23 protein-coding genes are annotated in these 22,429 nt (G+C 70.9%); 12 read left to right on the top strand and 11 right to left on the bottom strand.

The annotated features are described in order from the left end of the window. The first annotated feature begins 272 nt into the window (after positions 1 to 272). Together ABTZ99_RS33415 and ABTZ99_RS33410 are read left to right on the top strand one after the other, a co-directional pair. The gene (locus tag ABTZ99_RS33415) at positions 273 to 1,253 is read left to right on the top strand and encodes a hypothetical protein (RefSeq protein WP_498775492.1); all 981 of its coding nucleotides are present in this window, start codon (positions 273 to 275) and stop codon (positions 1,251 to 1,253) included. 26 nt (positions 1,254 to 1,279) lie between these two features. Next, positions 1,280 to 2,344 carry a cobalamin-independent methionine synthase II family protein gene (locus tag ABTZ99_RS33410; RefSeq protein WP_498775494.1) on the top strand — a complete coding sequence of 355 codons (1,065 nt, stop codon included), beginning with the start codon at positions 1,280 to 1,282 and terminating at the stop codon, positions 2,342 to 2,344. Positions 2,345 to 2,483: 139 nt separating this feature from the next. Here the strand turns inward: ABTZ99_RS33410 and ABTZ99_RS33405 are convergent, their stop codons facing one another. Both ABTZ99_RS33405 and ABTZ99_RS33400 read right to left on the bottom strand, forming a co-directional pair. Next, positions 2,484 to 3,218, bottom strand: a complete 735-nt coding sequence (locus ABTZ99_RS33405; RefSeq protein WP_499617030.1) for a helix-turn-helix domain-containing protein — start codon at positions 3,216 to 3,218, stop codon at positions 2,484 to 2,486. Positions 3,219 to 3,644: 426 nt separating this feature from the next. Then, positions 3,645 to 4,391 carry a helix-turn-helix domain-containing protein gene (locus tag ABTZ99_RS33400; RefSeq protein WP_498775498.1) on the bottom strand — a complete coding sequence of 249 codons (747 nt, stop codon included), beginning with the start codon at positions 4,389 to 4,391 and terminating at the stop codon, positions 3,645 to 3,647. A gap of 1,066 nt (positions 4,392 to 5,457) precedes the next feature. Between ABTZ99_RS33400 and ABTZ99_RS33395 the strand changes: the two genes are divergently transcribed. Then, positions 5,458 to 5,739 carry a hypothetical protein gene (locus tag ABTZ99_RS33395; protein WP_499616991.1) on the top strand — a complete coding sequence of 94 codons (282 nt, stop codon included), beginning with the start codon at positions 5,458 to 5,460 and terminating at the stop codon, positions 5,737 to 5,739. Between the two features lie 435 nt (positions 5,740 to 6,174). After that, positions 6,175 to 6,870, top strand: coding sequence for a TetR/AcrR family transcriptional regulator (locus ABTZ99_RS33390; RefSeq protein ID WP_498775500.1), 696 nt, complete (start codon positions 6,175 to 6,177; stop codon positions 6,868 to 6,870). 1,001 nt (positions 6,871 to 7,871) lie between these two features. On the opposite strand, the gene ABTZ99_RS33385 is transcribed toward ABTZ99_RS33390, so the two are convergent. Next, a complete protein-coding gene (locus ABTZ99_RS33385; protein ID WP_499616988.1) occupies positions 7,872 to 8,687 on the bottom strand; it encodes a helix-turn-helix domain-containing protein in 816 nt (271 codons plus the stop codon). Positions 8,688 to 9,958: 1,271 nt separating this feature from the next. Here ABTZ99_RS33385 and ABTZ99_RS33380 point away from each other — a divergent pair. Together ABTZ99_RS33380 and ABTZ99_RS33375 are read left to right on the top strand one after the other, a co-directional pair. Then, entirely contained in the window at positions 9,959 to 10,516 is a 558-nt protein-coding gene (locus tag ABTZ99_RS33380; RefSeq protein WP_498775504.1) for a hypothetical protein, read from the top strand. A gap of 4 nt (positions 10,517 to 10,520) precedes the next feature. Continuing rightward, complete coding sequence (locus ABTZ99_RS33375) at positions 10,521 to 11,741, top strand: DUF6239 family natural product biosynthesis protein (RefSeq protein ID WP_499616984.1); 1,221 nt, start codon at positions 10,521 to 10,523, stop codon at positions 11,739 to 11,741. Positions 11,742 to 11,747: 6 nt separating this feature from the next. Here ABTZ99_RS33375 and ABTZ99_RS33370 read toward each other — a convergent pair whose 3' ends face one another. Together ABTZ99_RS33370 and ABTZ99_RS33365 are read right to left on the bottom strand one after the other, a co-directional pair. Next, a complete protein-coding gene (locus tag ABTZ99_RS33370) occupies positions 11,748 to 11,957 on the bottom strand; it encodes a DUF2795 domain-containing protein (RefSeq protein WP_499616982.1) in 210 nt (69 codons plus the stop codon). A gap of 60 nt (positions 11,958 to 12,017) precedes the next feature. Next, complete coding sequence (locus tag ABTZ99_RS33365) at positions 12,018 to 12,443, bottom strand: Hsp20/alpha crystallin family protein (RefSeq protein WP_498775510.1); 426 nt, start codon at positions 12,441 to 12,443, stop codon at positions 12,018 to 12,020. A 173-nt stretch (positions 12,444 to 12,616) separates the two neighbouring features. Here ABTZ99_RS33365 and ABTZ99_RS33360 point away from each other — a divergent pair, with 173 nt between their 5' ends. Together ABTZ99_RS33360 and ABTZ99_RS33355 are read left to right on the top strand one after the other, a co-directional pair. After that, positions 12,617 to 12,802 carry a hypothetical protein gene (locus tag ABTZ99_RS33360; protein ID WP_498775699.1) on the top strand — a complete coding sequence of 62 codons (186 nt, stop codon included), beginning with the start codon at positions 12,617 to 12,619 and terminating at the stop codon, positions 12,800 to 12,802. A gap of 116 nt (positions 12,803 to 12,918) precedes the next feature. Then, positions 12,919 to 13,257, top strand: coding sequence for a VOC family protein (locus tag ABTZ99_RS33355; RefSeq protein WP_498775512.1), 339 nt, complete (start codon positions 12,919 to 12,921; stop codon positions 13,255 to 13,257). Between the two features lie 14 nt (positions 13,258 to 13,271). Here the strand turns inward: ABTZ99_RS33355 and ABTZ99_RS33350 are convergent, their stop codons facing one another. Further along, positions 13,272 to 13,847: a TetR/AcrR family transcriptional regulator gene (locus tag ABTZ99_RS33350; protein WP_498775514.1), complete on the bottom strand. Its 576-nt coding sequence runs from the start codon at positions 13,845 to 13,847 to the stop codon at positions 13,272 to 13,274. Positions 13,848 to 13,931: 84 nt separating this feature from the next. Between ABTZ99_RS33350 and ABTZ99_RS33345 the strand changes: the two genes are divergently transcribed. Then, positions 13,932 to 14,738, top strand: coding sequence for an SGNH/GDSL hydrolase family protein (locus ABTZ99_RS33345; protein WP_499616977.1), 807 nt, complete (start codon positions 13,932 to 13,934; stop codon positions 14,736 to 14,738). A 55-nt stretch (positions 14,739 to 14,793) separates the two neighbouring features. On the opposite strand, the gene ABTZ99_RS33340 is transcribed toward ABTZ99_RS33345, so the two are convergent. The 5 genes from ABTZ99_RS33340 to ABTZ99_RS33320 all read right to left on the bottom strand — a co-directional run bounded on the left by ABTZ99_RS33340 (position 14,794) and on the right by ABTZ99_RS33320 (position 18,532). Then, positions 14,794 to 15,210, bottom strand: a complete 417-nt coding sequence (locus ABTZ99_RS33340) for an RbsD/FucU family protein (protein ID WP_498775518.1) — start codon at positions 15,208 to 15,210, stop codon at positions 14,794 to 14,796. Between the two features lie 7 nt (positions 15,211 to 15,217). Further along, the gene (locus ABTZ99_RS33335; protein ID WP_498775520.1) at positions 15,218 to 16,678 is read right to left on the bottom strand and encodes a family 43 glycosylhydrolase; all 1,461 of its coding nucleotides are present in this window, start codon (positions 16,676 to 16,678) and stop codon (positions 15,218 to 15,220) included. A 309-nt stretch (positions 16,679 to 16,987) separates the two neighbouring features. Continuing rightward, positions 16,988 to 17,551: a YdeI/OmpD-associated family protein gene (locus tag ABTZ99_RS33330; protein ID WP_498775522.1), complete on the bottom strand. Its 564-nt coding sequence runs from the start codon at positions 17,549 to 17,551 to the stop codon at positions 16,988 to 16,990. A 43-nt stretch (positions 17,552 to 17,594) separates the two neighbouring features. After that, entirely contained in the window at positions 17,595 to 17,882 is a 288-nt protein-coding gene (locus ABTZ99_RS33325; RefSeq protein ID WP_498775524.1) for a hypothetical protein, read from the bottom strand. An 83-nt stretch (positions 17,883 to 17,965) separates the two neighbouring features. After that, on the bottom strand, positions 17,966 to 18,532 hold the full coding sequence (locus tag ABTZ99_RS33320; RefSeq protein WP_498775526.1) for a CGNR zinc finger domain-containing protein: 567 nt from the start codon (positions 18,530 to 18,532) through the stop codon (positions 17,966 to 17,968). Positions 18,533 to 18,661: 129 nt separating this feature from the next. Here ABTZ99_RS33320 and ABTZ99_RS33315 point away from each other — a divergent pair, with 129 nt between their 5' ends. The 3 genes from ABTZ99_RS33315 to ABTZ99_RS33305 all read left to right on the top strand — a co-directional run bounded on the left by ABTZ99_RS33315 (position 18,662) and on the right by ABTZ99_RS33305 (position 22,291). Beyond that, positions 18,662 to 19,519, top strand: a complete 858-nt coding sequence (locus ABTZ99_RS33315) for an alpha/beta fold hydrolase (protein WP_498775528.1) — start codon at positions 18,662 to 18,664, stop codon at positions 19,517 to 19,519. A gap of 313 nt (positions 19,520 to 19,832) precedes the next feature. Then, entirely contained in the window at positions 19,833 to 20,804 is a 972-nt protein-coding gene (locus tag ABTZ99_RS33310) for an arabinan endo-1,5-alpha-L-arabinosidase (RefSeq protein ID WP_499616972.1), read from the top strand. Positions 20,805 to 21,067: 263 nt separating this feature from the next. Continuing rightward, positions 21,068 to 22,291 carry an ABC transporter substrate-binding protein gene (locus ABTZ99_RS33305; RefSeq protein WP_499616969.1) on the top strand — a complete coding sequence of 408 codons (1,224 nt, stop codon included), beginning with the start codon at positions 21,068 to 21,070 and terminating at the stop codon, positions 22,289 to 22,291. Positions 22,292 to 22,429 lie beyond the last annotated feature (138 nt).

Genomic DNA, 22,429 nt, shown 5'->3' with positions numbered 1-22,429 from the left:
CATAACAGCGTGATTCGATTTCTCCGCGCAACGACCCGGTCACGCGGCCGCAGCGTCCGCTCCCCCGCCCGCCGCGTCGGGGACCGGTGGACCCGTCGACTCCCCCGGTCGCCGGAGCCCGACCCGGCGAGGTCGATCCGTTCGGCTCAGCAAGTGCGCACGAATGAAGAAATCCACGTTGCATCACACTGAGATGCTTCCCGGGCCCCACGAGCGCCGCTCACCACCAGGGGCTCCTGTCCCCCGCACCACCCGCTCCGGAGAGGGATCACATGGCGCGCACCGGCACCAACCAGAAGGACCAACTGGAGCTGACACCGACCGTCGGCACGTCGACGTTCGTCACCGGCAACTTCCCGCGCAGGCGCGGGCTCATCGTCCTGCTCGCCTCCATCGCGGGCTTCCTGCTGACCGTCGTGTGGTCGGCCCACTTCGTCGACTCGGTGATCGGTGACAACGTCGCCAACTCGCTCTTAGGCCACGACGCCAAGGAAACCCCGATCCAGGGCATCGCGGCGGGCATCGCGTTCGCCTTCGTCAGCGGCATCGCGGGCACGTTCACCGCGTGCAACATCGCCGCGTTCGGCGCCGTCGCCCCGATGCTCGGCTCCGCCGGGTCGCGGTGGGCGAAGCTCGCCGCCACGCTTAAGCCGATCGGGTGGTTGGCCGTCGGCATGATCCCGGTGTCCGCGCTGTACGGCGTGCTGGTCGGCATCATCGGCACGCGCATGCCGCAGTTCTCCACCGCGGCCAACGCGCCGGGCACGCTGAGCAGCCGCAGCATCCAGTCGCTGATCGTGTTCGGCGTCATCGGCCTGGTGATGTTCTACCTGGGGCTCGCCGCGCTGGGCCTGGTGCGCGACCCGTTCCGCAAGATCTCCCAGCGGTTCCCCAACGCGCCGATGGTGTTCATGGGCGTGCTGATCGGCGGATTCCTGATCGGTCGCCCGTTCGGCCTGTTCCGGAAGATGTTCCGCGACGCGGCGGAGAGCGGCAACCCCTTGTACGGCGCCGCCGCATTCACCCTCCAGTCGGTTGGCAACATCATCATCATGGCCCTACTGTTCCTCGCGCTGGCCTACTTCACGGGCGGCCGTTTGCAGCGGTGGCTCACCGCCAAACCGAGCAGGATCGCCACTGTGACCGCCGTCGCCCTGATCGTCGCCGGCGTCTTCACCTTCATGTACTGGGACATCAGGCTGCTGGCCCGGCGGGAGATCATCCCGTGGTACCCGACGGCTCCGTGGGCCTGACCACTTCGAGGGGAACAAGGACGAACATGGGCATTCCGACCGAGCCGATCGGCAGCGTTCCGCGTCCCGCGGAGCTCGTGCAGGGCTTCCGCGACCACGCGGAAGGCCGCATCGACGCCGCCGAGCTGCGCGCGCTGACCGACAAGGCGCTGGCCGACACCGTCAGCCGGTTCGAGGCCACCGGTTCGCCGGTGGTCACCGACGGCGAGCAGGACAAGCCGAGCTTCCTGACCTACCCGGTGGCGGGCATCGCCGACCTGGCGGCGGGCGGGCCGGTCGTGCCGTTCGCCGACGGGCACACCCGGCAGCTGCCCGTGCTCACGAGCGGGCCGTTCCGCTACGCCGCGCACGCCGTGGACCAGCTGCGCAACGCGCAACGGCTCACGTCGCTGCCGGTGAAGCAGCCGGTGATCGCGCCGTCCGCGCTGAGCCTGCTCTACCCGGCCGACGGGATCGACGGCTACTCGCGCGAGGAGTTCACCGCCGACCTCGTCAACGAGACCGAGGCCGACATCCGCGCGTGCCTGGAGGCGGGTGCGTCCGTGGTGCAGCTCGACTTCACCGAGGGACGGCTGTCGCTCAAGCTCGACCCGTCGGGCGGGTTGCTGCGGGACTTCGTGGCGCTCAACAACGCGGTGCTGGAGCGGTTCTCCGAGGCGGACCGGGCCAGGATCGGCGTGCACACGTGTCCCGGCGGCGACTGGGACTCCACCCACAGCGCGGACGTCGACTACGCCGAGCTGCTGCCGGAGCTGTTCCGGATCAAGGCCGGCCGGTTCTACGTGCAGCTGGCGAGCGAACCCGACCGCCGGCGGGTGCTCGCGGTGATCAAGGAGCACCTGCCCGCCGACGCGCGGATCTTCATCGGCGTGACCGACTCCATCGACCCCCGGGTGGAGACGGCCGAGGAGGTGCGGGACCGGGTGCTGGAGGCGGCCGAGTTCATCCCCGTGGAGCGACTCGGCACGTGCGACGACTGCGGGTTCGCCCCGTTCGCCGACGACACCTCCACCTCGCGTGACACGGCGTTCGCCAAGATCTCGGCGCGCGTCGAGGGCACGAGGCTGGCCGCGGAGGCGCTCGGAGCCTGATCGGCGCCGCGCGATGTCGGCACGGTCTTGCGGCCGTGCCGACGTCCTCGCCCGGACGGCCCGCGCCGCACCGTCCACACCGGACGTTCGGCGCGGCGGGTGACCGGGGTGGCGGCGGAGGGCGTCGGGCATCGGCGTGCTAGCCCGGTGACGGCACGGCCAGTTCGGCGTCGGGCGCGTTGCGGGTGTCGAGCTCGGGCAGCGCGAGCAGGATCGGCAGGTCCAGCGGGCACGCCGCCCTGGTCTCGATGTCCGCTTCCGCGGTCCGACCCGTCGACACGGTGACGGCGTCGGTGCCGCCGACGAACAGCGGCCGTCTCTTCGACGGGTTCGGGTCGAGGTCGTCGACCGCGACCACGGCGGCCCGGAGGTGGAACTTGCCCTCGGGCATCGCCTCCAGCCGGTACGGCCCCGCGCCGTCCCGGATGTCGCACGCGACCGGGATGCCCTGCGCGATCGGGTCCTTGAACGCCCCCACGTACACCCGCACCGGCGTCCCGGTCTCCGGCACGCCGACCCACCCCGCCACCGCGCCGGCCCGGGTCCCGCTCGCGGGTCCGGAGAACGACGACAGCGAGAGCATGCCGCCGAAGGACAGCGCGCGGTAGCGGGCGGGCGGCACGCCGACGCTGCGGGTGAAGCGGCTGGTGAACGTGCCGAGGCTGTTGTACCCCACCATGTACGAGATCTCGGTGACGCTCAACGACGTCTCCAGCAGCAGCTGCTTGGCCTTCGTGAGGCGGACCGCGGTGAGGAACCGGCCCGGCGACGTGCCGGTCAGCGTCCGGAAGACCCTGGAGAAGTAGAACTTGCTCAAGATCGCGGTGTCCGCCATGTCGTCCAGTGAAAGCGGCTCGTGGTAACGGTTCCACATCGTGTCGATCGCGCGCTCTACCGCACTCTGCACAACACTCCTCCATCCCCCTCGCTCACGCGGTACCGGCGAGCGCCCCGAACGGCAGCGGTCTCCCGCTCGCGGTGGCCCGCCGTCAGCCCAAGTCGGACCCCCGCCGACCGACCGCACGCCGCGGCCGGATCCGCGTGATCCCCCACCAGGTCCGGCCGGCGCCGCCCGACGCCGTCCCCCTCGACCCGTGCCCACCCGGTGCGGCCGCGCACCGGGGAACCCGTTCCCGACCCGAACGGCGCCAGGACACGACGCCGCGGCGACCGGTGCAGGTTGGCCAACGTGTCCTCCCGTCGCTGTCCGGCCGCCGCGGCCGGCGGTCCGCTCGAGGATGCTCCCCGGGTCCGGACCGGTCTACTTCACCCTTGCGGTGCGGGGCGCCGGCGATGACGCCTACCGCCACCCCGCGCCGACCGCCGCGGGCTCCTGGGCCCGATCGCGCAACCGGACGTTGACCCGCAGGTGCTCCCCCGCGCCGACGGCGATCGTGTGCCCCATCCCACCGGCGAGCCCCACCCCGGGACGGGGGTTCGCGCCGCGCAACGCGACCGCGATGCAGCGGGTGGCCGCGGCGCCGACCACGAGCTCGCGGTCGAGCGGACCTTCGACCAGCGTGCTCGGCGCCGGCCCGAAGGCCGGGATCAGGTCGTCGATGATCCCCACGGTCACCTCCGACGCGTCGGCCTGCGCGGGCACCTCCAGCGTGCCGACCACCGAACCGCTGCCGCCGTACCGGGGCGTCGGCATCGCGCTGAACACGCGGGAGCCGGTCTCCAGCGGGTTGTCGAAGTCCGGCAGCGCGACAGCCGCCAGCAGACCGCTGACCTCGGGGTTGCGGTACTGCGTCGGCGAGAGGCCGACCGCACGGGTGAACCTGGTGGTGAACGTGCCGACGCTGCTGTACCCGATCGTGGAGACGATGTCGGCGACCGTCATCCACGTGGTCAACAACAGCCGTTTGCCTTCGAATAATCGGACGGCCGCGAGGTACCGGCCCGGCGGCATGCCCACGGTCGCGTGGAACAAACGCGAGAAGTGGAACGGACTGACCAGCGCGGCTGCTGCGACATCGCGCAGCGTAAGTGGTTCGTAGTAGTTCGAGCGCATCAGTTTGATGGCGCGACGGACGGCATCGTGCACGGTATTTACCTTTCGGCCTGAATTGCGATCGGATCATTCGCGGCACGGCGCCGACAAGCCGGATCAACACGAACCGGCTGATGGGAGCCGTTGGGAAAGCCGCGACGGTGCGGCGCGAACCTATCCGTACCCACCCATTTTCGTGAATACGGCGGCACTTCTCGCTGGCCCGATCTTCACCACCCCAGATGGCCTTTGTGCGAAGCCCCCATAACTCCGCACCGTGAAGGACGCTAGCAGGGCCGGGTGCCGCTGGTAATTACCCCGGAACCAGAACCGCAATCTGCGAGACGACTGTGGGCCGTTGTGCCCAACCGACAGGGCCGCACGGGGGTACGCGGACGCATCCGAGCACCGAAGCGCCCCGTCCTCGGTCACGAAGAGTGACCACTCGAGCGGCCACCGCGAAGGCCCCACCCGATCCCGACGGGAACCACGCCCGTCGACGTCCACCCGTGCCCGCCGGCGGCGGGACCGATCGCCTGACAGGCGTCGAAACGGTCGCCGCACGGCGTCGGGCCGTCACCCGGCGGCCACCCGGTCGGCCCCGACGGCCACCGCTCCCCTGCCCCTGATGAACGATGCCACGTCGGCCGGCATCACGGGCAGTGATCGCCGCCGGGAAATTCCACCCGACGATTCCCTCCATTAGCCTACCAGCGCTCCGGACCCTGTCGCGGCTCCACGAGCGAAAGTCGGCGCACTCCCCCGAAGCTCCCGGATCGTGGACCCACATCGGGATCCCGCAGGCCGGCACAGCCGTCCACACAGCCGTCCACACCGCCGGCCCGGCCGGGGAACCAGGCCGTCGATCACGCTCGAAAGCCGACTGCCCGGCGTTATGCCCGACAGCTTCGCGACCGATTCCTCCCATTCCCCCGCGAACCCGCGAACGCCCGCAAGAACACCACTTGCTTGACCGATGCGACCTGCGTTAGCGTTGCCCGGACCAGATGCTAGGGATGGTTCCCTTACATGAACTGAACCGTCGACCGAAGCCACGGGCGAACGTCCGACAGCCGGGCGCCCCGACGCCGATCACCGGGGCCGGAAACGGGAAGTGGGAATGAGCGCAGAACCGCGGACAGGTGGCCCGCGGGCCACCGGCGGCTCCGCCGATCCCCCGCACCCGTCGTCGATCGCCGTGGTCGCCAGGGCGACCAGCTTCCTCAAGCCCATCGCGGACTCGGCACCCCAGGCCGGCTCCGCGGTGGCGCCCGCGGTGGTGGAGGAGAGGTCGGCGCACCGAGTCGCCCGCTCCACCACGGGCGGGGCAGCGGCAATCCCCCGACCGCTGCCTCGCCCCACCCCGCCGCCGGCGGCGCGGCGGTGGAACGCTCCACTGTAGACGGCTGTCGGCCGTTCTCCTTCTCTCGCTTGGGTTTGCACCGTGATGGAGCCGCGCTCCGCAAGAGCGCGACGGATGTCGGTTCGGCTTGCCGAACGGTCCGGCGAGGGACGAGTCCGGTGTCGACGCACGGCCACCACGCCGCGTCACCGCCGTGCCGGGCGTCGGCGCGGCCTCGCCGCCGCGACACACCCGGCGCGACCCGTGCGAGCGCCCGGTCGCGCGACCGATCAGCGCGAACACGCTCCGAGACCTTTGACCACGCGCCGCGACGATCCGACCGTTCCGGGGCGGACCTGGGGGTGTCCGACCGCGGTGCCGGGCTCGTCCGGGTGCCGTCCACCCTCGTTCGGGGCGTGGAAAAGTCACACGGATGCCGCAAGTTAGCATAACAACGTTACACAAAGAATAACGGCGTTGTGCAACACTGTCAAGGTGAGTCCACGCAAGCTGGATCCCGGAACCCGTGCCGCCCTCGTCGACATCGCGGCGAGGCTCCTCGCCGAGCACGGCGCCGAGGCGCTGTCCACCAGGAAGATCGCCGCCGAGGCCAGCACGTCGACCATGGCCGTCTACACGCACTTCGGCAGCATGAGCGGCCTCGTGCGGGAGATGGTGCACGAGGGCTTCACGCGCCTGGAGCGCCAGTTCGCCCAGGTGCGGCGGACCGACGACCCGGTGGCCGACATGATCCTGCTGGGGTACGCCTACCGGCAGAACGCCAAGGCGAACTCCCACCTGTACGCGGTGATGTTCGGCGGGCAGTCGCTGGCCGGCTTCTCCCTCACCGAGGACGACCGCCAGTACGGCCGGTACACGCTGGTCACGGTCGTCGACTGCGCCACGAGGTGCATCGAGTCGGGCCGGTTCAGCCAGAACGACCCGCTGCTGATCGCCCACCAGATGTGGATCGCGACGCACGGCCTGGTCAACCTGGAGCTCGGCGGCTACCTGATCGACCCGGTCGACGCCGACCGCTGCTACGACTCGATCCTCAACGGCCTGCTCATCGGCGTCGGCGACGATCCCGCCCTGGTGGCCGCCTCGATGGCGGCGTCGACCAAGCGCCGGCGACGCGAGGCGGGGGCCGACTCGGAGCCCGCGGGAGCCGTCACCGGCACCCGCCGCTGACCGCCTCCACGGCCCAGCGGACCGCACCACCCGCCTCCACGGGTCAGCGGACCGCACCGCCCGCCTCCACGGGCAGGTGACGGCGGACCCGGCGAACAGACCTGCGAACCACCCGGCACCCGGCCCGAACGGACCGGGCAACCGCCCCCTCGCGAACGCGTGCACCCGACGGCCTGGCCCCGGCAGATCAGGCGAACCGGCCTCGCACGAACGCCGGCAGCGACCGGGCCGCCCATCACCGGTACTGCGGGGCTGTTTCCACCGCCGTCGATCCGCGCGTCGACATCCGAGCCCAGGCCCAGCTCCAACGTCCGCCAGGCGTCGACCAACCCGGGTGCGTCACGAGGTCGTGCATCGTCCACTTCGGACACGACGGGATGCGGATGGTGGCGGGCGGATTCATATTGATTTGCAACGATGCGAAAGTTACCTGCGCGGTGCGGCGCGGGAGGTCGTCTTGCATCCGCGCCAGGCCCGGTCCTGGTAGCGGTCCTGGTAGCGGATCGGGCGCTCCTGGACCGCGTGTGGCGGGGTTGGCGGGGGTTGGCGGGGTCACGCGTTGTGTCGCGCGTTGGCGCGACTCGCAATCGGGTGAACGCCGTGGTGGGTTCGGGCCCTCACGGTCCGGAGTGATTCCTGCTCCCCCCGGCTGGTCCTGGGACATTCCACGCGGCGGCCGATGGCTACGGCGCTCCGAAGGGGCATTGGGCCATTCGCGAATCACTGGGCCATTCGCCCGCCCCGGGTGTGCCGCGGAGTCCGAGCTCGGCTCCGGGGAAGTGACCCGACTCAGCGCGCAGCGACGCCCCATAGTCCGACGCAGCGCACGACGAGGGCCCGGGCGACGGCTCGACGCGCGGCGCCGGCCCCGCAGTCCCGACTCGGCGCGGCGACGGCCCCACAGTCCGACGCAGCGCGCGACTGGGGCCCGGGGCCCCGACTCGGCACGCGACGATGACCCGCCGTCCCGGTTGGGGCGGCGGGTAATCCGGGAAGCGCCGTCAGCTCGCGGCGGCCGCGTCCACCGCCACCGTGCGGATGTACTGCAGCGCGAGCAGCACCGACGGGTCGAGCGCGTCGATCGGGCGCAGGTTCAGGTCGACGTTCTCGACCCGCGCACCCGGCCTGACCACCACCGGACCGCACGACCCCACGTTCAGCACGCGGTTCCGGCCCAACGACCCCCGGTCCGGCACGGCGCCGCCCCGGCCCAGCGCCACGGAATGGGCCTGTAAGTGCCAAGTCCCCGGCGGCACGTTGGTGAGCACGAACGGTCCCGGCCGTTGCAGCATCGAGCAGTGGACCGGCTTCCCGCGCGGCACCCGTTCGGGGAACAGGTTCAGGAAGATGATCGCGGGCGGACAACCCAGAGGCGCGCGCACCTCACCCTGCACGGTGGACGTGCGGTTGTCGGGACTGCGCCTGGGCAGCGGCGTCGGCTCGGTCAGCCCGCCCAGCTGGCGGTACGTCGTCGGCGGAACGCCGACACTGGCGCGGAACTTCGAGCTGAACGTCCCGACGCTCGTGTAACCCACCCGATGGCTGATGTCGGTCACGGTCAACGAGGTGCACACGAGCAGCCGTTTGGCCTCTTGCACCCGGATCGCGGCCAAAAATCGGCCGGGCGAGACGCCGGTAACGCGTTGGAACGTTCGTGAGAAGTGGAACTTGCTGTACATGGCGGTGCGGGCCATGTCGTCTATCGTGAACTGCTCACCCAGGTTCTCGTGCATGAAGTCGATGACCCGACCCACGGCACGTTCAATTACACCTTCCACTACGACCCCCAATTCGTAGTCAATGACCGGTGAATGCATCACCCCGACCGGCCGGCCGACTCATCGAACGGCGATGAATCGGCGTACCAGCCTGTCGCGGTCCCCCAGTGAACCGCCAGTAAATCCCCAGTGAAACCCCAGTGCCCCCCGTGCTGACGATTTCCGGCAAGCTACCAGGGGCGCGACAGCGCGCACAAGCAGCAAGGATGCGGTTGACGAGCACGTCCGGTGATGAGCCCTTGCCCCATCCGATGGAATCGTGAACGCCGCTCGCCTCCATTTACCGCCGACCCCGGACTCACATTCCGTCATCAACTGGAGTCGGATACTGCGCCTTTCGGGTGACGCCGGCGACCGCGGCCCCAGTCGCCCGGTCGGACCCCGGACCACCCGATCGGCCGCCGGAGGTCGTCCCCATGGATATATCGGCGATCAGCCGCCGCGCGCTTCAGCCTGAATGCCGCAATCCCGAAGATGCGCCGACCACCACCCGGATGAACGCGCGCACAACGCCCGATCGCCGCACAACGACCATTCCGGCCATCACCGGCCATTCACGCGGACGACGGCCGCCCAACGCGACCCTCCGTCGACCCGGCGACCAAGGCCCGACCACGCCGATCCCGTTGCGCGACAGGGCGAACCCGGGACAGCACAGCACGGCGCACCCGGCGGGTTGGGGCCCGCGGGGTACGCGCGTGCGGCCGCGCGGATGGGCCGGTACCAGCCCATCCGCGCCAGCGGCGGTCACTCAGCGGACCGCCCGTGCGCTCCGCTCGGACGAGCTGGGGGTCCCGTCGCGGAGTCGGAGCACGGCATCGGCACGGAATCCGGCCATCGCGGTGCCCGGCAACACGACCTGAAAGGTCGCGGCCACCGGCACCCCCGAAGCTTCGGTCCGCAGTCGACGTCGTGAACCACACGCTACCGATCTTGGTCCTAAAAAGCAACTTGCTGGTATGAAGTTCCTACTAGAACCGGGTCGGACGCTCGCCACACCCCGCCGGCCATAGCACGCGCCGCGCAATCCCGCGTCCGGCGAAAGTGTGCATTCCTGCCACCGGCGAGGGCCGTGAGAGCTGATACCACAACCGCAAACCAGAAGAGGAGCAGCGCATAGGAACGCTATACAGTCGACGTGCGGTTGCCGCGCGGTCATCGGGGACGACCACCGTACCGGCGCGTGGACCAATGACCTTCTCCACGATTGCGCACTCCGCACAACGGCGTTCTTGGCGCGTCCCGAACCCGGTATCGTCGCTGGTCAGGGCAATCGGCCCGACCGAGGCCGGCGCAGCAGGAGGAAATCCATGGTCGACACTCAAGCCCATACCCATTCCACGGGTGGTCCGCTCAACACGCTCCGGCACAAGCCCGCGCTCTACGCCTTCACGCTGATCGTGGTCGCGCACTGGGTGGAGCACATCACCCAGGCCGTGCAGATCTACGCCTTAGGCTGGCCCGTGCCACAGGCCAAGGGCGCGCTGGGCCTGTGGTTCCCGTGGCTGGTCACGTCCGAGGTCATGCACTACGGCTACGCGCTGGTCATGCTCGTGTTCCTCTTCGCGCTGCGCAAGGGGTTCGTCGGCCGCTCGAAGACGTGGTGGACGGTCGCGCTCGGCCTGCAGTTCTGGCACCACATCGAGCACCTGCTGCTGATCATCCAGGCGTCCGCGTCGACGAACCTGCTCGGCAAGCCGGCGCCGACGAGCATCATCCAGCTGATCATCCCGCGGGTGGAGCTGCACCTGTTCTACAACACCGTGGTGTTCATCCCGATGGTCATCGCGATGGTGCTGCACATGCGGCCGACGCGCGAGGAGCGCGCGGAGATGCAGTGCACCTGCGCGGTCGGCGCAGCGGCCTGATCGCATGCACAACCACGGCGCCGTCGGCCTGCCGCTCGGCTTCACCCTCCTGCGGCTGATCCTGCTCGGCGCGGTGACCGTGGTCGCCGGTTGGGCCCTGGCCCGACCGTTCGTGCCCGCCGCGTCGGGGTTGTCGACCCGACGCGCGGTCACCGGGTTCGCGGGCATCGGCGGCGTCGTGGTGCTGCTCATCGCGGAAGCGTCGTGGATGCCGCCGTTGGCCGCGGTGGCGTTGATCGGCCTGCTCGCCGTGCCTCCCGCGTTGCGCGTCGAGCGGCCGGTGATCGGCCGGCTCGTGGTGGTGGCTGCCGTCCTCGCGACGGTGGCCGCCGGCACGTGGTTCGCCGGACCGCCGTCGTCGTTCGCCTACATCACGTTGATGGCCGCGTTCGTCGCGGTGTCCTGGCTCGCGCTGTGCCCGCCGACCGCGGTGGTGCGCGTCGTCGGCGCGGCCGTGGGCGTGACCCTGCTGGCGGGCCTCGGCCAGGTCACGATCGCCGGGCAGCTCGCCACCCCGGCCGCCGGCGACCCGCTGCTGACCCGGGTGGCCCTCGGCGAGAGCCCGGTGGACGTGCTCGTCGTGCCGCACATGCCCGGCTGGAACATCGTGCACACCACCGACGCACCGCTCTCGGTCGGCAACGCGCCGAACGCCTTGGTGCCCGCGCAGACGCGGGACGGGACCACGGGCCGGTGGGCGTTGGTGTGGCTGCCGGAGGGGCGCAGCGACCTCTGGCTGGACCGGGAGGGCACCCGGACCACCGTCCCGGTGGACACCGGCCGCGTGGCGTGGACCGGCCCGGACATCCGCGGCCCGGAGGGCCCGGAGTACGCGTCGGCGGTGTTGGCGGCGAAGCTGACCGGCAAGCGCGGCGACCTGCCGTGGCCCGGGCTGACCGGCGCCGACTCGGTGGCGTTGCGCGCGGAGGTCGCGTCGATCGGCGGGCCGTTCTCCGTCGTGGCGGACGACTCGCGGCGCGCGGCCGAGGCGGAGGCCGTCGTGCGCGAAGAGGCCGCACGCCTGGGCTACGCCATCACGCCAGGCTCTTCGGAAGTCCTGGTGCTCGGCGGCACACCGCCACCGGGCACGCGGCACCACCTCGCGCCGTGGCTGGCGCCGCCGGACCTGACGACGCCCGAGGCACGCCGGTACGCGCAGACGCTGTCGGCCGCCTTCCCCGGCGCCACGCCGTCCCGTTCGGGCCTCGCGGCCTGGTCCGGCTGACGGCCCTCACCGCGGCTTGTCGCCACCGCCGAGCTCGACCGCCCCGAACACCTCGTGCAGGCTCGCGTAGTCGGTCTCCGGTATCGCCCGCAGCGCCTGGACCGCGGTCGGGTCGCCCTTGCGGATCGCCGCGTCGAGCAGGTCGTCCTTGCTCGCCGGGAAGTCGACGTCGGTCAGGCAGTCCTTCAGGTGGTCGCGGGTCAGCGTCCCGGCCATGACTCCTCCAGCTCTTTCGCGCCTGCCGGTGCGATACCCCCGACCCCGTCCGCGAAACGCCTACCTGGTCGGCACCCGCACGACGACCATCCCGTCGAGCAGCCACGCGTCGATCCGCTCCACGTCCACCTCGGCCGGCACGGTCGCGCAGTAGTAGTAGCTGCGCGGGGAATCGGCCGGGCGCACCGTGATGCCCACCCGGTCACGCCGGATCGGCGTGCCGTCGGACCGCAGGTCCTGGTCGCGGATCTCGACCCGGACGTCGCGCGGTCGCACGTCGTGCAGCAGGGTGGCGAAGAAGTAGGCCTGCTCGGTCACCGCGACGTCGACGAGGAGGGGCCGCTCGTCGGCCGTGGCCAGGTCCCAGTCCCGGCCGAGGTTGCGGCCGATCCGATCCCACCACACGTCCATCTCCACCACCGGATCCGGCCCGCAGCAGGGGCCCGTGCCGGGGTCTCGGCGTCGGACTGTCAGCCGCTCGACCACGACGCCACCTCCCGTTTACCTGGTCGTCTCAGTGGGAAGTACCCCGGTCGGGCACCGCCCATGCTGAGTCGATCGGGTGAATCGACACCGTCCGTGGCGAGGCCGACGGGTGAGCGCGGTTCGGCCGAACGCGCCGGGGTATTCCACCCGGGCAAGCACCCATCCCCAGGAGCATGGAGGAGGACGCGCCCATGCACCGCGAGAGCAGCAAGCACGGCCCGGTCAAGGACGACGAGCTCAAGCACGAGCTGGAGGGCACGTTGCGCGGCAACCGCCCGAGCCGGGCCGAGGAGTGGCGCGATCCCGAGCCGCCCGCGGACGACGACGTGACCGTGCCCGGCATCGACGAACCGCGGTAGCCGATCCTCCACTTCGGACGGTTCCGGCACGGACCGTCCGAAGTGCCTTGTTCATTGTTGCTCGATCCGCCGCCAGGGCGTTGACCGCGTTGTGCGGCGTCATTAACGTCGATCACGTGACCGCTGAACGCATCGCCCCCGTTGTCCCGACCGACGACCTCGCCGGCGCGGTCGAGCGGTGGTCGGCCTTGCTCGGCGTCGCGCCGACGTTCGTGGACGGCGACCGCTGGGCGCAGTTCGACGTGGCGGGCGGGCGGTTCGCCCTGTCCGGCGCGGACCGCGTCCACGACGGCCCGGCGATGCTGGTGAAGGTGCCCGACCTGGACGAGGCACGGACCCGCGCGCAGGCCCTCGGGTTCCAGGTCGGCGAGATCACCACCGGCCCGCACGAGCGGCGTTGCGTGGCCGTGGGCCCCGACGGGTACGCGGCGATCCTGCACAGCCCGTTGGGCTGAACTCTCCCGTCGCCTCAGCGCAGCGGCCTGACGACCGCGCGGGCCAGGGCTTCGGCGTGCGCACGTGGTGCGGCGGCGGCATCCGGACCTCCGGCGTAGTAGCGCAGGAACGCCTCCTGGAAGCACGCGCCGACGAGCAGTGACGCCGCCGCGTCCGGATCGGCGTCCGACGCGATCCGGCCGAGCGCCCGTTCGGCCCGCAGGTACTCGGCGAACGGCGTGGCGGCCTGCTCCGGACCGCCGCCGTGCCTGCTCATCGCCACCCGGTGGGCGGCCATCCGCTGCGGGTCCGAGAGCAGCGCGGCGAGCATCGGGATCGACCGCTGGTAGAAGTCGAGCACCGCGTGCGCGAGCTCGGCGAGGTTGTCCTCGACGTCGCCCTCCCCCGGCCGGACCGACACCCGGGACGGGCCGGGCAGCCGTTCCTCCAGCACGGCGAGGAGCAGCCGTTCCTTGTCGCCGAAGTACTTGTAGAGCGTGGGTTCGGAGACCTCCGAGGCGTGCGCGATCTCCTTGGTGGTGGCCTGCGCGACGCCGCGCGTGCGCAGGATCTCCGCCGCCGCGTCGAGGATCCGCTCCCGTGTGCCCATGCCGTCCCACCTCGCCGTTTGACAGGTTAGTGAATACTAGCTCACGATAGGGGCTAGTGTTCACTAACCTCTCTGGGGGACGGCATGTGGAGCAGGAAGCGGGCGGTCATCGCCCTGTGCGCGGTGCTGGTGGGAGTGCTCGGCGTGGCGGGCGCCGTGGGGTACCTGACGTTCGTGCGGTCGCCGGTGAACCCGCCGGCCGAGGCGTGCGGCGGGGACGGCGTGCCGGGGTCCGGGCCGGTCGTCGTCGCGGCCGGCGCGAGCATGACCAGGGGGACGCTCGGCGCGGACTGGGTGGGCGCCCTGCGGGAGCGCGGCCACCGGCTGGTCAACGCGGGCGTCAACGGCAACACCACTGCCGACCTGCTGGCGAGAGTCGACGCGGACGTGGTGGCGTGCCGACCGGACGCGGTCACGCTGCTGATCGGCACCAACGACGTGCGCGGGGACGTCCCGCTCGACGAGTACCGGGCCAACCTGCGCGCGATCGTGGCGCGGGTCCAGGCCGGGACGACCGCCCGGATCGCGCTGCTGTCGTTGCCGCCGCTGGGCGAGGACCTCGACGGCGGACTCAACGTGGAGCTGCGCGGCTACAACGCGGCGATCGAGGAGGTCGCCGCCGTGGCCGGGCTGTCCTACCTGCCCGTGCACGAGCGGATGGTGGAGGCGCTGCGCGAGCGGACCGACGAGCCGACGCCGTTCGGGTTCGACTTCGGGGTGGCCTACCTGGCCGCGGCCGAGCACTACCTGCTCGGGCGGGAGTGGGACGAGGTGGCGCGGGGCAACGGGCTGCGCCTGCTGGTGGACCACGTCCACCTGGGCGACCGCGGCGGCGCGATCGTCACCGACCTGGTCGACGGGTGGCTGTCCACACCGGACCCCGGCCGGTAGGTCCGGTCCCCCGACCCGCGCGCACGCCGGCGCACGCGGGTCGGGGGACCGGGGATCAGGAGATGGCGCCGACCGTCAGCAGCACGTTCGCGTAGTGCCGGCCGTCACCGGTCGCCACGCACACCGCCAGCTCCGGCGCGCGGCAGGCCGCGTAGAAGTCCTGCCGCGCCAACGGTTGCAGCGGCAGGTCGGGGCCGAGCACCCGCTGGTAGTCGGTCCACGCCTCCGGCGTGCCCAGGTCGTCGGGCCGCATGGTGTGCACGGCCTCCACCGGGATCGCCGACAGCACCGGCTCCAGCACCTCGTCGACCGTGACGAGGCCCGGGCGCAGGTTGAGGTGGATCACCTCGGCCCGGTGGTGGACGTTGGTCCGGTGCGCGTAGTTGGCGTCCGCGAGCAGGACCTTGGACCCGTGGCCCGCCGTGGCCAGGGCGTGCAGCAGCGGCGGGTGGATCAACGGGAAGCGCAGCACTTTTCGGTCACTCCAGGATGAACGTGGCGTCGGCGCGTGCGACGGCGTCGGGTGCGGTGGTCAGGTTGACGGTCGTGCCGTTGTGGCGGATGTACTGGCCGGGGAAGTTGGTCGACTCGAAGGACACCGCGGAGCCCGAGGCCAGGCCCGCGCGGCGGTGGAAGGAGGCGTCGGCGCGGAAGACGGCGCTGCCGTCGTTGCGCTCGACCCACATCTCGTGGTTGCGGTGCCGCAGGTAGTAGCCGGGGAAGTTGGTCGACTCCAGCGACACCGTGCCGGAGCCGTTCAGGCCCGTCACGACGCGGAACTGCGAGTCGGCCAGCGGGTTGACGTCCGCCTCGACCCGCGCCCGGTACTCCCAGTGCCGGACGAAGCGGTCCGGGTAGTTGTAGGACTTGAGCCGCACGGGCGTGACGCCGTCGGCGACCGGGATGCCGAAGTTCGGCGTGCCGTCGGAGTTCCAGTAGACCTTCTGCACGCGGGTGCGGCGGTTCGGGTCGCGCAGCGGGTCGCCGGAGATGTCGCGGTAGCTGCGGTCGTGGTAGACGAGGATGTCGCTCTGCCCGTCCTCGGAGACGGTGAACGAGTTGTGCCCCGGACCGTACTGACTGGTCGACGCGTTGGACGCGAACACCGGGTTCGCGCCCTTGGTCCACGACGACGGGTTGAGCAGGTCGGCGGACGCCGACGCGGTCAGCATGCCGAGGCAGTAGTTCGCGTCCGTGGCGCTGGCGGAGTAGGTCAGGAAGACCCGGCCGCCGCGCTGGATCACCGACGGCCCCTCGGCGACCTTCACCCCGCCGCGGGTCTCCCAAGCCAGCGTCGGCACGGTCAGCCTGGCCACCGACCCCGTGATGGACCACGGGGTGGAGCCCATGCGGGCGAGGTAGAGGTTGGAGTTCGTGGAGATGCCCGGCTCGGCCTGCGCCCAGGTCAAATACCGCACGCCGTTGACCACGAAGGTCGACATGTCCAGGGAGAAGGTGTCCCACGGGACGTTGACCTTGCCGCGCTCGGTCCAAGTGCCGGTCAGCGGGTTGGCGCTGGAGTTCTCCAGCACGTACGGGCGGATCCGCCAGACGTCGTCGGTCCGGCCGGCGGCGAAGTAGACGTACCACTTGCCGTTGATGAAGTGGATCTCCGGCGCCCAGATGTGCGCGCCCATCTCACCCGACGAGTGCTTGCGCCAGATCACCGACTCCGGGGCACTGGCCAGGCCCTGGATCGTGGTCGCGCGGCGCAGGACGATCCGGTCGTACTCCGGCGCGGTCGCGGTGAAGTAGTAGTAGCCGTCGGTGTGCTTGAAGATGTGCGGGTCGGCCCGTTGGTTCGCCAGCGGGTTCGTGTACTGCACGGCCGGCGAGGCGTGCGCGGCGGGCGTGACGACCAGCCCCGCCAGAGCGGTCACGGCCACCACCGCGACCACCGCCAGCCTGCGGGCCCTCCACCGGAGAACGGCACTGTTCATCGGTTCCACTCCATCGTGGCGCGTCGGGATGCGAATGCGGCACTGTTAACGCTAACAGCGCAGGTCCTCGCGCCTCAATACCTCTTTACGAGACGATTGAGGTCCCGGAACCGGCGAGCCGCGTCCGCTTCACCTTCGCGCGCCAAAGCGGCTGGTTACCGACGTGTTCTGCGGCCAGGGCTGGTGTTAGCGATAACATTGCGCTACCTTCGCCGACAACGCGAGCACCGACTTGCCGGGTGGGCGGACGCGACTCTCCCCCGTCCGCCCACCCGGCCCCCACTTGAAGATCCACTGTGGACTCGCCGGTCACGCCGCCAGCTCGGCCACGATCCGCCGCAGTTGGACGGCGCGCGCGGCCGGCGTCCTGGCCTTCATCAGCCGCAGGAACAACGCGTACTGCCGCGTCCGGTCGAGCCGCTCGAACCCCTCGCGCGCGCGTTCGTCGCCGGCCAGCGCCTCGGCCAGGTCGGGCGGCACGGTGGCGTCGCGCTGCCGCTCGTAGGCCGCGTCCCACCGGCCGTCGGCCTTGGCCGCCTCGATCGCGGCGAAGCCGGGCTCGCGCACCCGCCCGGCGGCGATGAGCGCCTCGGCCTTCTCGACGTTGACCCGCGACCAGGAGCTGCCCGGTCGGCGCGGCGAGTAGCGCTGGAGGTAGTGCTCGGCGTCGAGGCCCTTGCGGTGGCTGTCGATCCACCCGAAGCACAGGGCGACGTCGAGCGCCTCGGCGATGGTGACCGACGTCCGGCCCGACCCCTTCTTGGCGATCTTGAGCCAGACACCGTCACTCGTGCCGTGGTGCCGGGCCAGCCACGACTCCCACTCGGCGGCGTCGGCGAAGTCGAGGGCCCGGGTGTCGGTGAGCGCGTTCATGGACCCATCGTGCGGGGTGAAAGTGCTCACCGAGTGAGCACTTTCAGGCATCGGACTCGCGCCGTTCCGCCATCGTGTCGGGCGCGGACTCGGGGATCTCGGTGCGCACGTCGGAGTCGCGCAGCACCTCGCGGGCCTGGGCCTCCGGGTCGGCGCTGCCGGTCCGCTCCTCCTCGGGCAGCAGGTTCGCCCTGGTCCGGGACCTGCGGTCGACGTCGTTGCGCCGGTCGAACACCTCCGGCCGGTCGAGGTCGTGCGCACGCCTGACGCGCGCCTCCTCGGCCTCCGGGAGTTCCGTCGCGCCGAGGTCCAGCGGTTCCTGGTCCGTCATGGCCTTGCCATACCCCAACGGCCGCCGGTTGACGCACGGGCGTCAGGCGTGGCGGTCACGCCACGCCGCCGACCTGACAGCGGTCACGGCGTGGCGCGCACCCGGCTGTGGTGGCGGCGGGCCTTGAGCCGGTTGCCGCAGCCCGTCATCGAGCACCACAGCCGCCTGCCGGTGCGTGAGACGTCCTGGAAGTGCAGCACGCACTCCGGGTTCGCGCACTTGCGGACGCGGTCCGGCGCCGCCTCGCGCACCACGACGAAGTCGCGCAGGCACGCCCAGGCCGCACGCCACCGCGGGTCGGGCACGTCGTCCCGCTCGACCCGGCCGCGCTCGTCGACCGCCAACCGCACCCGGCCGTGGTCCAGCAGGGCGTTGAGGGCGGCGTGGTCGGCCGGGTCCGCGATCACGGCGGCCACCGCGGCACGGGCCTCGCGCAGCGGTCGCCGCGACACGGGCCGGGCGGAGGGGAGCTCCCGGTCCGCGAGCCAAGCGACCGTGAGGTCGTCGTGGTCGAGCAGGTCGTAGGCGACACCGCCGACCACCCACCGGGTGTTCAGCAGGTCGATGCCCAGGGGTTGGTCCGCCAGCGGGCGCGCGGGCCAGCCCTTGGCCAGCAACGCGCCGGTCACGGCGTCATCGGCACCGAGCACCGGCTCCCCTTCCCTGGTCTAACCGTTCTGAGTCGCTTGACAGGTTAACACGGACCTGGTTGCCTGAGCGCCGTACCTAACCGTTCAAATGACTTAGAACGGTTAGATCCCTCGAGTCAGGAGCAGCCGATGACCTCGTACCGGTACGCCGACATCAGCGGGCAGCGCGTGTTCTACCGGGAGGCGGGCCACGCCGACGCCCCCGTCCTGGTGCTGCTGCACGGTTTCCCCACCAGCTCGCACATGTTCCGCGGGCTGATCGGGGAACTCGCCGACCGCTACCGCGTGATCGCGCCGGACCACGTCGGCTTCGGCCACAGCGCCGCGCCGTCGGTCGACGAGTTCGACTACACGTTCGACGCGCTCACCGACATCACCCTCGGCCTGCTGGAGCACCTCGGCGTGCGGCGGTTCGCGCTGTACGTCCAGGACTACGGCGCACCCATCGGCCTCAAGATCGCCTCACGCCACCCCGACCGCGTCACCGCCGTCATCACGCAGTCCGGCAACGCCTACACCGAGGGCTTCACCCCGTTCTGGGAGCCGCTGTTCGCCTACGCCACGAACCCCGGCCCCGACACCGAACCGGCGGTGCGGGCCCTGCTCACGCTCGACGCCACCCGCTGGCAGTACACCCACGGCGTCAAGGACCCGAGCCGGATCGACCCCGACACCTGGGCGCACGACCAGGCCCTGCTCGACCGGCCCGGCAACGCCGAGGTGCAACTGGCCCTGTTCCGGGACTACCGCAACAACCTCGACGCGTACCCGGCGTTCCAGCGGTACTTCCGCGAGACGCAGGTCCCGCTGCTCGCGGTGTGGGGGCGCCACGACGAGATCTTCGGCCCGGACGGCGCGCTGGCCTTCCGGCGCGACCTGCCCGAGGCCGAGATCCACCTGCTCGACACCGGCCACTTCGCGTTGGAGGACCAGTTGGACACCATCGCCGGGTACGTCCGCGGCTTCCTCGGGCGGGTCCTGGGCTGATCAGGCGGTCTGTGAGCGCTAACAGCGACAGCCGTCCCAGGTGCACAGCCTGCCTGTTATCGCTAACAGGCAGGCTTGCCCGCCTCAACCGGCCTGCGCTACGGTGCCCAGGAAGCGCTCCCAGTCCGGCCGACCCGGCAGGCGACCGGAGGCGCGTCACGATTCTGCTCGCAAGGAGGCGAAGCATGAGTCCGCGCAGGCCGTTCGCTGCCGGGTCGAGACGCCGAGCCTCCCCGCTCCCAGCACCGCTGTAGTCCATTCAGGACACCAACGCCGCCGCGTCCAGTCCACCCCGAGAGCATCGAGGAAACCCGTGGCTGCACTGAGAAAACGCGCTTTCGCCACCTTCGTCACCGCGCTCGCCGTCACCGGCGTGACCGTCGTGGCCGCGCCGCCCGCGTCGGCCTACCCCGGACCAGGCGTGGTCACCGGCGACATCCGGGTGCACGACCCCAGCGTCGTCAAGAGGCCCGACGGCAGCTACCTCGTCGCGCACACCGCGGACGGCATCGGCCTGAAGACCTCGACCGACCGCACCGCCTTCCACAACGCGGGCGCCGCCTTCCCCAACGGCGCCTCCTGGACCACCACCTACACCAACGGCAGCCGCAACCTCTGGGCGCCGGACATCTCCTACCGCAACGGGCAGTACTACCTGTACTACTCGGCCTCGTCGTTCGGCTCGAACCGGTCGGCGATCTTCCTGGCCACCAGCCCCAGCGGCAACGCGGGCACGTGGACCCACCGCGGCCTGGTCATCGAGACGCGCACCAGCGACAACTTCAACGCCATCGACCCCGACCTCGTCGTGGACGACCAGGGTCGCTGGTGGCTGAGCTTCGGCTCGTTCTGGTCGGGCCTGAAGATGATCGCGCTGAACCCGTCCACGGGCCTGCGCTCCGACTCCACGATCCGCGCCATCGCCGGGCGCAACGGCGGCGCGATCGAGGCGCCGAACATCGTCAAGCGCGGCAGCTACTACTACCTGTTCGTGTCGTTCGACTACTGCTGCCGCGGCGCGCAGAGCACCTACCGGATCATGGTCGGCCGGTCGACCAGCGTCACCGGCCCCTACGTCGCCCGCAACGGCACGGCCATGACCTCCGGCGGCGGCACGGAGATCCTCGCCGGCCAGGGCAGCGTCCACGGCACCGGGCACCAGGACGTGTTCTCGGACGTGGACAGCGACATCCTCGTCTACCACTACTACGGTGACGACGGCGCGTCCCGACTGGGCATCAACCTGCTGGCCTTCGATTCCGCAGGGTGGCCGTACGTCCGATGATCGCCGACCGGCCGTCCGCCACCGTCCGCCGCGGCTCGCGGTGGGCGGTGGCGACGGCCGCGGTCCGCGACGCCCGTTCGGCGGCCGCACGGCTTCCAAAGTGGGCATTGACGTTCGCGCAACCTGCTCGTAGCCTCCCGGAAAGCGCTTTCCCTGCTGCGCCGCGCGTCACGTCGGGAAGCGGTCGAGACCGGAGGGTTATCCGAATGGGTGCACTGAAACGTTTCAGAGGCCGAGTCCTGGCGACGTCGATGGTCGCGTTGTTGGCAGTCGCCTGCGGCGGCAGCGGCGACGGCGGCGGCGACGAGACCAAGGCCGGTCCCGCCACGCTGCGGTTCTCGTGGTGGGGGAACGCCGAGCGCGCCGAGTTGATGCAGAAGGCGATCGACCTCTTCCAGAGCAAGAACCCGGAGATCAAGGTCACGCCGAGCTTCCAGGAGTTCGAGGCGTACTGGCAGAAGATGGCCACCGAGACAGCGGGCGGCAACGCGCCCGACGTGATGCAGATGGACTTCGCCTACATCCGCGAGTACTCCGACCGCAACGCGCTCTACGACCTGAAGAAGCAGGACGGCAAGAACCTCGAGCTCGGTGACCTGCTCGAAGGGCTCAAGGGCGCCGGCGAGATCGACGGCAAGCTGTACGGCGTGCCGACGGGCGGCAACACGTGGGGCTACATCTACAACCCCGCGCTGTACGCCCAGGCGGGCGTCGAGGAGCCGAAGGAAGGCTGGACCTGGGACGACTACCGGGCCGCCGTGAAGACGATCGCGGAGAAGACCGGCGTGCCCGGCGGCGGCAACTACATCGGCAGCTACTACAACCTGGAGCTGCAGCTGCGCCAGGAGGGCAAGCAGCTCTACACCGAGGACGGCAAGCTCGGCTTCGACAAGCCGCGGTTGGCCGAGTTCCTCGAGGAGGGCAAGGCGCTGGCCGAGGCCAAGGTCACCCTGCCGATCGAGAAGGGCGTCCAGATCAAGCCCTCGCACGCGCTGGAGATGGACCTGATCGCCGGTGACCTCGGCTGGGACAACTTCATGGCCCGCTACGACAAGGGCGCCAAGGCGGAGTTGAAGCTGGGGCCGGTGCCGTCCGACAAGCCGGACGCCGGGGGGCAGTACCTGAAGCCGTCGATGCTGCTGAGCGTGTCGCAGAAGAGCGAGCACCCGGCGGCGGCGGCCAAGCTGGTGTCGTTCATGGTCAACGACCCGGAGGTCGGCAAGATCTTCGGCGCGAACCGCGGCCTGCCGCCGACGAACGCGCAGCGCGCGGCGGCGCAGCTCGAAGGCCCGCTGGCCGCCGTGGCGGCGTACGAGGACGGGTTGAAGGACAAGTTCGGCAAGACGCCTCCCGCGCCGCCCAAGGGCGCCGGGACGTTGGAGCAGGCGTTCATCCGGATCACCGAAGAGCTCCAGTACGGCCGCATCTCCGTGGACCAGGCGGTCGACCAGTTCTTCACCGAGGCGGAAGAGACCCTCGGGTCGTGAGCCGGGCGACGATCGCGCCGGAACGCGGCGCCGAGGTCGCCACGTCGCGGCAGGCGGGTGCGCGCCAGCGGGCCCGCCAGCCGGGCGGCGGCCAGGCGGGGTACCAGTTCCTGTGGCCGTGGGTCATCGGGGTAGTGC

It is taken from the genome of Actinosynnema sp. NPDC002837, from assembly GCF_040295345.1.
Taxonomy (GTDB): Bacteria; Actinomycetota; Actinomycetes; order Mycobacteriales; family Pseudonocardiaceae; genus Actinosynnema.
This window is presented reverse-complemented; position numbering and strand designations above follow the sequence as displayed.